8 protein-coding genes and 1 pseudogene are annotated in these 11658 nt (G+C 62.6%); 4 read left to right on the forward strand and 5 right to left on the reverse strand.

The window, feature by feature from the left end:
* Window positions 1–40: 40 nt before the first annotated feature.
* Window positions 41–823, reverse strand: a complete 783-nt coding sequence (locus VIG90_RS07055; RefSeq protein WP_331592784.1) for a potassium channel family protein — start codon at window positions 821–823, stop codon at window positions 41–43.
* A gap of 958 nt (window positions 824–1781) precedes the next feature.
* Here VIG90_RS07055 and VIG90_RS07060 point away from each other — a divergent pair.
* Window positions 1782–2894 carry a tetratricopeptide repeat protein gene (locus tag VIG90_RS07060; protein WP_331592785.1) on the forward strand — a complete coding sequence of 371 codons (1113 nt, stop codon included), beginning with the start codon at window positions 1782–1784 and terminating at the stop codon, window positions 2892–2894.
* Window positions 2895–2932: 38 nt separating this feature from the next.
* On the opposite strand, the gene VIG90_RS07065 is transcribed toward VIG90_RS07060, so the two are convergent.
* From VIG90_RS07065 to VIG90_RS07075, 3 genes are all read right to left on the reverse strand, one after another.
* Complete coding sequence (locus tag VIG90_RS07065; protein WP_331592786.1) at window positions 2933–4021, reverse strand: alcohol dehydrogenase catalytic domain-containing protein; 1089 nt, start codon at window positions 4019–4021, stop codon at window positions 2933–2935.
* Window positions 4022–4146: 125 nt separating this feature from the next.
* Window positions 4147–6837 (reverse strand): TonB-dependent receptor, encoded by a 2691-nt coding sequence (locus VIG90_RS07070; RefSeq protein ID WP_331592787.1) that lies wholly within the window; start codon window positions 6835–6837, stop codon window positions 4147–4149.
* Between the two features lie 384 nt (window positions 6838–7221).
* Window positions 7222–7980, reverse strand: a complete 759-nt coding sequence (locus VIG90_RS07075; protein ID WP_331592788.1) for an arylmalonate decarboxylase — start codon at window positions 7978–7980, stop codon at window positions 7222–7224.
* A 229-nt stretch (window positions 7981–8209) separates the two neighbouring features.
* Between VIG90_RS07075 and VIG90_RS07080 the strand changes: the two genes are divergently transcribed.
* The 3 genes from VIG90_RS07080 to VIG90_RS07090 all read left to right on the forward strand — a co-directional run bounded on the left by VIG90_RS07080 (window position 8210) and on the right by VIG90_RS07090 (window position 11042).
* Window positions 8210–9265 (forward strand): GNAT family N-acetyltransferase, encoded by a 1056-nt coding sequence (locus tag VIG90_RS07080; RefSeq protein WP_331592789.1) that lies wholly within the window; start codon window positions 8210–8212, stop codon window positions 9263–9265.
* Complete coding sequence (locus tag VIG90_RS07085; protein WP_331592790.1) at window positions 9237–9770, forward strand: GNAT family N-acetyltransferase; 534 nt, start codon at window positions 9237–9239, stop codon at window positions 9768–9770. Before VIG90_RS07080 ends, VIG90_RS07085 begins: the two co-directional genes overlap by 29 nt.
* A gap of 228 nt (window positions 9771–9998) precedes the next feature.
* On the forward strand, window positions 9999–11042 hold the full coding sequence (locus VIG90_RS07090) for a GNAT family N-acetyltransferase (RefSeq protein WP_331592791.1): 1044 nt from the start codon (window positions 9999–10001) through the stop codon (window positions 11040–11042).
* 2 nt (window positions 11043–11044) lie between these two features.
* Here the strand turns inward: VIG90_RS07090 and VIG90_RS07095 are convergent.
* Window positions 11045–11658: pseudogene (locus VIG90_RS07095) on the reverse strand (hypothetical protein); the annotation flags it as partial.

Raw genomic sequence — 11658 nt, forward strand, 5'->3', positions numbered from 1 at the left:
CGTTAACGGCACAGGCTCGGCGCGGCAACGGTGGAGCGCGCTATACCTTTTCCTCCTCAGGCAACTCGACCGCGGTGCCGCAGCGCTTGCAGAAGCGGGCGTCAGGCTCGTGGTGATCAAGGCCGCAGGTCTCGCACGGGAAATAGATGCGCGACGGGCGGACGATCGACTGCGCCAGCTTCAGGAACAGGGAAATTCCCGTGATCATGATGACAACGGACAGCAACCGGCCGCTGTCTCCCACCAAGGTCACGTCGCCATAGCCGGTGGTGGTGAGCGAGGTGACGGTGAAATAGAGCGCGTCAACGAAAGTATCGATGTCCGGGTTGATGGCGGCCTGCGCCTCATACACCAGCGCCGACGCCAGAAATATGAAGATGAACAGATTGGCAAAGGAGCGGATCAACTCGCCTTTCTCCACCAACCAGAGGTGACGTTTTGGCAGGTCGCGCAGGAAGGGAACCGCCCGCACCAGCCGCACCACCCGGAGCACGCGCAGAAAGGCGAAGCTGCCGATCATGCCCGGCATGAGGAGCGAGCAGACGATCACCAGATCCAGGATGGTGGTGGGACGCCGCCAGAACTTGGGGCGGTTGTAGGACACCAGTCCGCGCGCGCCCACCTCAGCCAGCAGCAGCAGCCCGAGCACGGCATCGAAGATGTCCACCCAGAGAGTGTGCTCGGTGAAGGTAAGGACAAGGAAGGACAGAACCGTCAGGACGTCAAAGACCAGCAGGCCGAACTGAAACGAATCCTTGGCGTAAAGCCGGCGCAGGGTCATGACCAGCTTCGCCATGTCCCGACTGGGGTGCTGCGCTTGCATTGCCTTACTCCTGACCCAACCTGACAAATAGCGTGCCCGGTGGCTTTAACGCATCAGACAGGAAACGCCAGAAATTGACGGCAAGCAACGGCCTTAGTCCCGCCCGGCAGCCGGCACACCTGACGGAATTGCGCTCCATCTACGACTATAAGGCAGGGCGAAATCCGGCGTCGTGGTTTGTATCGTCACCCATTTGTTGATATTCTCTCGAAACCCTGAGGGAGGCGGACACTTCCCCCAGGGCGGTTCGAGACTAGAAGCTGAGCAGGAAACGAATCCTGATCTTCTTCCACTCGAGCCGGAAGTACATCTTCATAGATGTTCTCCTTCGAGAATAATCGGCGGGGCCTATCCCCGCCGATTTTCATTTTGTAACGGGTGCACCTCGAAACTGTCGGGCTTAAAATTTGGGTGCCATCGCGCAAGCGATGTGGCGCCATGGCCGGCCTGCAACCAGTCTTATGTACGACTACAAGACCGGCCGGTCTGGCTTGCACCGCCGGGAAGAGAAATGGTAATTCTGGCTATACCTTGAGGAAGACGGCAACCCTTCTTCAAGGCATTCAAGAAGAGCGTTGATCTAACGTCGAACGGTAAATCCATCTTATATTTATTTGCCCAACAATATCGGGCATTTCTTAAATAAAACATTTTTTATAAAATCACCGGCGGGGGCGTCTAACCCCCGCCGTTTTTTTATTGATTCGGATGCCCAATATTAACACCGCATCTTATAATTATTTAAAAGATATTCCTCCGATCGGGATTACCCACCCTTCGCAAAGATTGCCGGGCATGTGCAATTCATGCAGCTTAACTGTTGCTACGGGAAAATAGAGGGGCACATCGGGGCGCTTCGTTTCCGCGTCGATGAAGCATACCCGGCGGACCCGGCCAATTGAAATTGCGTAGGAAATACGTATTATTTCAGGAGGGGAACCACTTGGGGGGAACATCTGTGATCAGCACCAAGATCGTGCTGCTGAGCCTTATGCTTGGAGCCAGCGCAGGCACCAGCCTGAATACGGACAACGGCTGGAAGGCCGCCAATCAGGCGATGGGCAAGGCGATGGAGGCGGACAATGGCAAAGCCGCGTACGGCCACGGCCTTGAGGCACTAAGGCTCTATATGAAAGCGGGCGCTCCCTCGGAGCAGACGCTGGTAAACCTTGCGATTAACGTTGCCGACATCTCGCTGAACTGGCAGCTCGAGATGGAAACCAGTATCCGCGAGATCAAAAAGGTTCTCACCCATCTGGAGGCCAAGGGCCCTGAGACGGCAATGAACCGCATCTACCTGCACAATGCCCTGATCAGCCTGGGCAAGTACCATGGCAAATGGGACCAGGAGGTGCAGAACAATTACCTGGCGATCGTCAGCGCGACCCAGCAAGCCTATGGGTCGAACCATCCCGCCGTCGCCTATGCGCATGTTGAGTATGCCCGCTTCCTGCAGCGGATGATCACGCGCGGCGTGGCAACGAAAAACCTGGAAGCTGCACAGCAGATTGCCGACGGGCTGGGGCCTGACAACATCAACCGCCCGGCGATCCTGCGCATGCTGGCCATGTACCACATGGAAGGGCGGCGCTACGCCAAGGCCGTCCAGCTCCTCGAAGAGGCTCTCGGCTACGTATCGCCGACCAACGAGAAGCAGGCGGAGACCTGGCGGCAGGTGATGGGCACGCTGGCAGCGGGCTATGCCCGTCGCGGGGAGTGGCAGCAGGCCGATGCGACGGTGGCGCAGATCATTGCCAACACCAAGGAAAACAAGGAACCGGTCGCGCTGGTCGCCTGGTCGCCTGACCCGCTGGAAGACTGGAACGAGCGGACCTTCGTCACTTTTGCGAAAGCGCATTACGATATTGGTCCGGATGGACGTGCCACCAACATTCGCGGCGAGGCAGTTGAGGGCAATCCGCAGTATGCATCCTATGTCGCAGACGCGATGAAGAAGTGGCGCTGGGTGCCGGTTGTTCGCAACGGCACACCGGAACTTTCAACCGGCCACAGCCAGGGCTTCCGCGCCACCCGTGAACGCGAAGCAACCACCGGCAGCCGCCTGCCGTAAGGCATGGCGGCTCCCGAGGGCTGATCAAGAAGCGGCGCTCAGGCGGTGTGGTCCAGCACCGCCCGCGTGACCGCGCCCGCACGCAGGGCGTTTATGGCGTCCTCAAACTGCTCCAGCGGCCAGACCTGGGAAACCTGAGACCCCAGGTCGATCTGGCGGCTGCGGGCAAGTTCGATGAGGCGCGGGTAATCCACCTCCGGCCTTGCGCCGCCGTTCATCACCGAGACGATTTCCCGCCCGCTCAGCACGGCATCAAGGCCGAGCGGCACGGAGGCCCCCGGCGATGTCATGCCGACCAGCACCACGCGCCCACCCCGCTTGACGGCATGGATAGCAGCTTCAATAGCAACGGGCGCGCCGCTGCACTCGACAATCACATCGATGGGCAGCCCGTCCGCGGCCGTAGCCTCGGCCTGCATGGCAGCGGCCAGTCCCTGTGAACTCTGCCCGCGCGCGGAGAGGACGAAGCGATCCGCGCCGAAGCTGCGGGCAACCTCTTCCTTGGCCGGATTGAGATCAACCGCCAGCACCGAAGCCCCGCTGAGGCGCGCGCCCTGAATGGCGTTGACGCCAATGCCGCCGACACCGATGACCGCCACCCGATCGCCTGCCCGCACGCGCCCGAGGTTCTGCGCGGCGCAGAAGCCGGTCGAGACGGCACAACCGATCAGCGCCGCTTGCTGGGGCGGAATATCGCCGGTCTTGTAGAGCTGGGAGGCCTTTACCACGATCTCCCCCGCGAACGAGGAAACGTTGGCGAAGGAGTAGACCGGCTCGCCGTCCAGCCGGAAAGGCTGGCCGGGGACGAAGCCCCAGGTCTCGTCACAGTTGGCGGGTTCGTCGCGCTCGCATTCCCGGCAATGGCCGCACGGCGTCTGGGTGCCGACCATGACCGCGTCGCCCAAGGCCAGACCGGAGACGCCCTCGCCCAGTTCCGCCACCACGCCCGCCGCCTCGTGCCCCAGCACGACCGGCGTGCCGATGAGCCCGGCATCCATCATGTTGAGGTCGCTATGGCAGATGCCGGAAGCCAGCACCCGCACCTTGACCTCGCCCCTGCCCGGTGCGCGCACCTCAAGCCTGTCCGTCGTGAAAAGGCGCTTTCCGTCCCAGATGATTCCGCGCACCCGGTCTCTCCCCTAATTTTATCTTCAGGTTGCCCCTTCCCTTCAAAGGGCAAGGCCCGCGCCGGGAGACGCGGGCCTTGCTCAGAGTAAACCGCCGGAGGAGATGCGCACATCTCCTCAAAGCGTCAGTAACGCACCCGGAAAGTCAGGCCATAGGTGCGCGGCTCGGCCAGGAAGTTGGTGAACATCTGGTTTGCCACCACCCCGAAGGCCTCGGCCTGTGCGGCGGAGTTGCTGCCCTGGAACGGCGCGTTGAAGCCGACCTGCTTGTAGTCCTTGTCCAGCAGGTTCTGCGCCCAGAGTTCCAGCCCCCAGCGGCGCTCGGCCCCGTAGAGACCGACGCGGGCATTCACCACCATGTAGCCGTCCTGCTCCTTCTCGGGGAACAGGTCTGAGCCGGTGTTGTAGTCAGAGGCGTAGCGGAAGTCGGCATAGAACAGGGCGCTCATGCCGTTGCCGCCGATCTGGGGCGTGTACGCCAGAGAGCCGGTGAGAACATACTTCGGCGCGTTGGAAATCCGCTGGCCCGGAAGAAGGAACAGCACCGGGTCGAGCGGCACGCCGCTGGCCCCGCCGACCAGATCGTTGCGGTATTTGGTATCGGCCAGCGTCATGCCCGCCGTGACAGTCACGTCACTGGCAGGATAGACAGCCGCCTCGATTTCGATACCCTTGGAGATGACGCCTGCCCGCACGTCCTCCCGGTTGCACGCGCCGGTCAGCGCAGAGGCATCCCGATCAGCCCCGCCCAGATCATTCGAGCAGCCGTTGACGGTCTGCACGAAGTAGAACTGGCCGTTGAAGGTGTTGAGCTGAAAGTTCTTGAACAGCTGGCGGAAGGCCGCAACGTTCAGGTTGAAGCTGCCGCCGCTGTACTTCAGGCCGATCTCATAGGAGTCCACCTTTTCGGGATCGAACTTCAGGTTCTCCGCATTAGCGTTTGTCAGCGCAGCGCCCGGGCGGCCGAGGGCCGAGCGGTCAAGGTTGAAGCCGCCCGCCTTGTAGCCCTTGGCGTAGCTGGCGTAAGCCATCAGGTCACGGTTGAACTGGTAGGACAGCACGCCCGTTCCGGTCCATTCCTTGTCCGTGCGCTCGGTCTCGAGGTTCAGTGCGTTCAGCTCCGCCGTGCTGCCGCCCTGACAGCCCAGCGCGATGAGGCCGCCGGCCAGCGCCTGCGCGGTGGGCGTCGCCGCCGGATCGCCGAACACCGGTGCCAGCGCCTGCTTGATGCGCGGGCAGAAGGTGTTGGAGTTGTCGAAGGTGGCGCGCAGCTTCTTGGTTTCCTCCGTATAGCGCACGCCGAGGGTCAGGCTGAGCTGATCGGTGATCTTGACCACGTTGTGGGTGAACAGAGCCCAGTTCTCGCTGTCCTGCTTGAACAGGGAGTTCTCGTCGCCAACGTTGTTCATGCCGCGCAGAAGGTTGAAGGCGGTGAGCACGTTCGGCGCGTGGGGCCCGAGCAGGAAGTTGAGCGTCGGCCCGGCCTGCGGCACGAGACACCCCGGTACACCGAGCACCCGCAACGCCTCCGGCACCAGTCGACACGTGGCGAACTGGCCATAATCGCTGCCGAATTTCAGCCGGTCCACGACCTCCAGCGATTCATCGGCGTAGTAACCGCCGACCAGCCAGTCGAGCCTGTCGTCAAAGGCATTGCCCTGGAGGCGAAGCTCCTGCGAGAAGGTCTTGAACTGACGCCCGCTGCCCTCGCTCCGGTAGAGGATGTCCACATTGGTGAAGTCTGTATCACCGTAGAGCTGTGACTTGTAATCGCGATAGGCGGTGATCGAGGTCAGGTTGGCAAAGCCCAGATCCCAGTCCGCCTGCAGGGAGAGGCCCCAGTCCTCGGCCGGACTCTTGGGCTCGCGCCCCTCAGTGACGGCGATTTCGCGATCGAAGGTGTCGAAGTTATAGCGCGCGCCAAGGCTTTCCATCAGCGGCACGAACGGGTTGGGCCGGGTGGCCAGCTCGCCCGTGGCGGGATCGCGGAAGGTCTCGACCGTCGGCTGGAAGGTTGCGCCGCAGCAGTGCTCGTTATTCTTTGCGTAGTCGGCAATCAGCCGCACTTCCAGATTGTCGTTCGGTGTGAACAGCATCTGACCGCGCAGCAGGTAGCGATCGCGGTCGTTCATTTCGAAGCCCGTGGCCGGGTCTTCCAGAAAGCCGTCGCGCTTGGAGTAGACCGCGTCGAACCGGGCGGCCAATGTGTCGGCGACGATCGGACCGGTCACATGACCGGCGAGGCGCATGTAATCATAGTTGCCGTAGGTGAACTCGCCGCCGGCGCCCAGATCGAAGCTCGGCTTCTTGGTGATGACGTTGATGAGGCCCGCCGAAGCGTTGCGGCCGAACAGCGTGCCCTGCGGGCCGCGCAGCACTTCAATGCGCTCGATATCGCCCAGTTCGTTGAGGCCCGCGCCGTTGCGGACGCGATAGACGCCGTCGATGAACACCGCGACGGAGCTTTCAAGGCCTGGGTTGTCACCCACCGTGCCGACGCCGCGAATACGGGCGGACGTGCTTGCCTCCGACGTGGTGGAGGAGACCAGAAGCGAGGGGGCCAGCTGATTCAGCTGGCGGATGTCGCTGACGCCGGAGCGCTCGAGACTCTCGGCCGTGACGGCGGAAACCGCCACCGGTACTTCCGACAGCGCCTGGGCGCGGCGGGTGGCGGTGACGATGATGGTACCGAGCTCCGTTCCCTGCGCCGCAGGCTCGACAGTTGCCGGGCTCTGGGTGGGTTCGGTTGTCTGGGCAAACACTGGAAGCTGAAAACCAAGAACGCATACGGATGCTAGAAGAACACTCTTGCGCATTCGTTCCTCCCCGTTGTCGGCGGCTGTTCACCGCCCGGAGCGCCGATTCTTGTTGTTTATCAATCGGTCTCCGCCTGTAAGTAAGGTCTAGCCTCCAGAAGCCACGGCAATAAGTCAATACATCTAGATAATGTTGCCATGTTGCTGCTAATTACATTCACCAGCGCGTCTATTCTGCAACGCCCCCCCGGAGGCACGTTTCAAGCAAACGCATGAAATTATGCCAATTCTCATGAGAAGGCGCAAAAGCGCGGCAGCGTTTCTTTAAAGCAACACATGCTGTTCCGGACAAAATGAGGGCTGCATTTCCGGGCGGTCCAGCCAGCATACCCCCCATCGCCAGGCGCTTGAGACCACGGGCGAGGACAGGCGCAGAGCGTGCGCTCAGAATTCCTCGAGCAGGCGGCCGTATCCGAACACGGGATCGTTGATGCCGAGGGCGCGCAGGGCGTGCCAGTAGGTGGCCGTGTTGATGGCGATGACCGGCTTGTCCAGCCACAGCTCGGCGGCGGCGGCAATGCGAACCATCGACAGGTTGGTGCCGACCTGCACCAGAGCATCCACATCATCGCCGTCGATGCTTTTGAGGGCGTCGATGACTTCGCGCTCGGTCGTCTCGGCAATGGCCAGCCAGCTTGGGCGCTGCATTGCCAGATCGCGCACGACTTCGAACCCGTTCTCCTTGAGGAAAGCGCGCACTTCCCGGTTGGCGCTGGGATAGTAGGGCGAGAGGAACGAGACGCGGCGGATGCCACCGTAGGCGCGCAGCGCCTCCACCAGCGCGAGGGAGCCGATGGTGGCTTCAACGCCTGCATAGTCTTCCACCCGCTGGCGGAATTCATGCGCGCCCTTGATGCCGCCGTAGAAGGTCACGGCGGACATGCCCATCACCAGCCGGTCCGGCTTGCAGGTCATCGCCCACTTCACCGCCTCAAGCGTATTGGCACCAATGATGTTGGTGGTGGCGATGAAATCCGCGTCACTGATGCCGGAGGGGTTTTCAATCGGAATGCGACTGTAGTGGTTGGTGACGCCGTGAGGGCGCAGCAGCTCGAAATCCGGTTGCACCACCGTATTGGTGGACGGGCCGATGCAGCCCAGCTTGGCGCGATAGCCCAATACATCCGCGTTCCGCCTTGCCATTTCGCTCACTCCCCTGCCGCAGCGTACAAACCACGTGGAACTGTGGCGGGAGAGGAGCCTGCCTGTCCAGCAGGAGACGCACCGCTCTCCGCAGGCCGACCGATGCGAGCCTGCAAATATGCCCGGCGCGGCGTGAAAACGGCTCTGGCGCATCTGGAACTCGCGGCTATATGATTGGTAGCAAGTGCTGGTGCGTCCCCTTCGACTTTCATTAGTTTTGAGGAACAGGATGGCCGCCGGCTCACCCGATTCTCCCATTATTCTTCCGCTGCGTTTTCAGGTTGGCGAGCGCACCCTCGCCGCCGTTCCTCGTCGCCTGGTCACTAAGGGATTCGACCTGGAAAGCCTGCTGGGCGAGGCCGGACTGCGGCTGCCGCCCCTGCCCGCTGGGGCGGACGGCATGATGCTGCGCTCCCTTCCCGAGGCACGGCTCGGGCCGGTTACGGCGGAGGCGCAGGGCTTGCTGGTCTATGTGCGCCAGCGCTACCCGCGCTACTACGCCAGCCTTGGCGGCACGTTCGAGGACTATCTGGGCGGCTTCTCCGCCAAGTCCCGCTCCACGCTGAAGCGCAAGGTGCGCAAGTTCGAGCAGTTGTCCGGCGGCCGGTTAGACGTGCGCGCCTACCGCACGCCTGAGGAAATGGAGGCCTTTTACACCTTGGCCCGTGCGGTTTCGCAAAAGACCTACCAGGAGCGATTGCTGGGCAGCGGCCTGCCGGAAGGCGAAAGCTTCCGCACCGCCCTGCGGGCCAGCGCCGCCCGGGACGAGGCGAGAGGCTACCTGCTGTTCCTGAACGGCGAGCCGGTCAGCTACCTCTACACTCCGATCCAGAAGGGTTGCGCGATCTACGCCTACCTTGGCTATGACCCGGGCATCGCCATCCATTCACCCGGAACGGTGCTGCAATTAGAAGCGATGGAACGGCTGTTCGCCGAGCAGCGCCACCGTTTCTTCGACTTCACGGAGGGAGACGGCCAGCACAAGCGCCTGTTCTCGACGGGCTGCGTGGACTGCGTGGACGTTCTGCTGCTGCGGCCGACCGTGGCCAACTGGGTTCTGATTGCCACACACCGGAACTTTCATGCGGGCGTAGAGGCACTGGGAAATGTGGCCGAGCGTTATGGCGTCAAAACGCGGCTGAAGAAATGGCTGCGGGGGACCCCAGCAACGACAGAGGCCACGAATGGCGGAGCTTCGCTTGCCGGCGCGCCTGAAACAGAGCGACCGCCCGAAAGGCGGCCTGAAGAAAGGCAGCGTGAGAGGGACGACAGCCTGGCTGATTAAGCAGGTGTATCCCGTCGAGATCTTCGATTTCTTCGCGACCACCATCGACGAACTCCACGGAGCGAAGGCCGCGCCCGATCGCAGACTGCTATCCATCCGCACCGCTGCCGACTGCCGCGCGTGCGGCGATGACCTGCTGAGCCAGCTTGGCCGCCACAGCGGGCACGGCGTGCGCAGTATCGTTGCCTCCGGCGGGCGGGTCTATGCATTGGTGGAGGATGGCGAGGTCATGGCCCAACTGACCATGGATCTGGCCGGCCCGCTGGCGATTGAAAATCCTATTCCCCTCAGGGTGACCCTGCCGGAGAATTCCGGTTTCCTCAGCTGTCTTTACACCTATCCTGCATGGCGCAGGCACGGACTGGCGCAACGACTGATCCGATCCGTTGTCCATGAGCTGAGCCGGGAGGGCATCAAGGAAGTGATCTCCTACGTCAGCTCCACCAGCGTCACGTCCCAGAATGCCTTTCTGGCGACGGGTTGGCGGCGAGCCGGGCTATTGTGACCGATCGCAACAGCCGCGTGCTGTACAGCGGACAGGGGCTGGCCGCCCATGGCATCAGCCTTGCGGCCCGCATGGCCCGGCAGAGCTGTTTCCAGTAGCCAGCCCCTCATTCCAGCCACTCAGCGTGTTAATTCATTAATATTGTTGAATATATTTTAAATATTCTCGTTTCACCCGAGTGCTGTTTCCGCCAAGCTTGGCTCTGGACCAACAGGCAGCAAGGCGATCATGCACGACTGGACACATGTGGCTGACGGCGGACCGCTCAACCGGCATTTCCTGAGACCGGCGTGGTACGATGCCTGGGAGGCCGCCTACGGAGACGACCGGAACTGGCGGCGGCCGGCACGCTACCTTCCGGTAGAGGACGGCGCTGCCAGTGCCTGCATCCTGCCCTTCAGCACGCAACGGATTGGCCCCTTCTCCTTCGCCTCCCTGTGCGGCAGCTACTTCCCCTCACGCGGCATTCCCTTTCGGGGCGATCCCGCGCGGCTGGCTGCCGCCAGCCTGCCGCTGCTGCGCGACATAGGCTCAAGTGCCGGGGTGCGCCTCGGGCCGGTGCCGGAGGATGACCCGCTGTTCCGCGCCCTTGCGCCCGTGCTGGAGCGGGACGGCTGGAGCGTGACGCGACGAAAGGTCGGCACCGACTTCATTCTGGACAACCCCGGCGGGGCGGAGGCCTACCAAAAGGCGCTCAGCAACAACCGTCGCAAGAAGATAGACTATTACTGGCGCAAGCTTCAGGAGGCGGGGGATACCACGCTTCGCCACTTCACCGATGCGGGGGCGGACTGGACCGCCGTCATTCGCGACATTCAGACAGTGGAAGTAGCGGCCTGGGTGGCGCGCGATGGCGAGCCCCGCTTTCTCGGCAGCCGCAACGCCTGTTACTGGGCGCGGCTGACGGCGGACCCATGGTTCAGCCGCGCGCTCAACGTCTGGATCATCTACCATTGCGACGCGCCCGTGAGCTTTGCGCTGGCGCTGGACTCAGGTGACACCCGGTACGTGATCGCCAACAGTTTTGATGAGCGCGTCGCCCAGTACAGAACCGGCACGAAGATCTATCAGAAGCTGATTCTGGACGCGTTCGAGCGCGGGCTGGAGCGTATCAACATCGGTATGGGCGATACCGGTTACAAGTCTGGCTGGGGTGCGCGCCCCGGCCCTGAGTTGATTGATATGGTTGCCTTCGCGCCCACCCTCTACGGCACCACTGCCCGGCTGGCCGCCCGTATGCAGGAAGTCCTCCAGCGGTTCGGAAAATCCTGATCTCAATGAAGAGACGTGCGCGACGACGGATCAGGCCGCTGGGCGGGATGACCGGGACCGCGCTCATACCGCAGGCCCGACAGCAGCTGTTCGCCCATGCGGTGGGCGGTTCGCAGCAGATTGGGTGACAGACGCGCCCTTGGTGCCGCCTGTCCCAGCGCGGCGGGATCAAGCTGCCCGTAGGTCAGCACCTGCAAGCCATTGCTGGTGTCTGCAAGGCAGGCGCACAGCCGCTCGAACCGATCCACCACGGTGCGGTTGGCCCGCAGCCGGTCCCGTGTGAGCAGCTCGAAGCTGTGAGTGACCAGAGTGAAATAGCGCTGCCCGCAGGAGGCAGCGTGGCGAAGAGCATCCCGCATCTCCCACGCCGAGAGCGCGCACAGCTGGGCGTGCCGGAAATGGCCCGGGCGATCTGAAATGCAGCTGACGGGAAATTCAACGACGCCATGGTGCAGAACCGGCTCCACGGTCTCCACCGGCAGGGAGATGCGGGGTCGCTCCGCCTCGTAGCCGGGGTTGAAGCTGGTATCATACAGAATGCCAAGGCTGGCCAGAGCCCGCAGCGTGTCATCGTTCGCGCCGTAGTTTCCGGCCCTGAACGCCAGCGGCGGGGGGG

It is taken from the genome of Pedomonas sp. (assembly GCF_036515995.1).
In the GTDB taxonomy this organism is placed as follows: domain Bacteria; phylum Pseudomonadota; class Alphaproteobacteria; order Sphingomonadales; family Sphingomonadaceae; genus Pedomonas.

Excerpts from the sequence above, each read along its gene's own strand:
- VIG90_RS07080 (WP_331592789.1), top strand. The coding sequence starts at position 8,210 with ATGGCCGCCGGCTCACCCGATTCTCCCATTATTCTTCCGCTGCGTTTT.
- VIG90_RS07055 (WP_331592784.1), bottom strand. The coding sequence starts at position 823 with ATGCAAGCGCAGCACCCCAGTCGGGACATGGCGAAGCTGGTCATGACC.
- VIG90_RS07075 (WP_331592788.1), bottom strand. The coding sequence starts at position 7,980 with ATGGCAAGGCGGAACGCGGATGTATTGGGCTATCGCGCCAAGCTGGGC.
- VIG90_RS07090 (WP_331592791.1), top strand. The coding sequence starts at position 9,999 with ATGCACGACTGGACACATGTGGCTGACGGCGGACCGCTCAACCGGCAT.
- VIG90_RS07070 (WP_331592787.1), bottom strand. The coding sequence starts at position 6,837 with ATGCGCAAGAGTGTTCTTCTAGCATCCGTATGCGTTCTTGGTTTTCAG.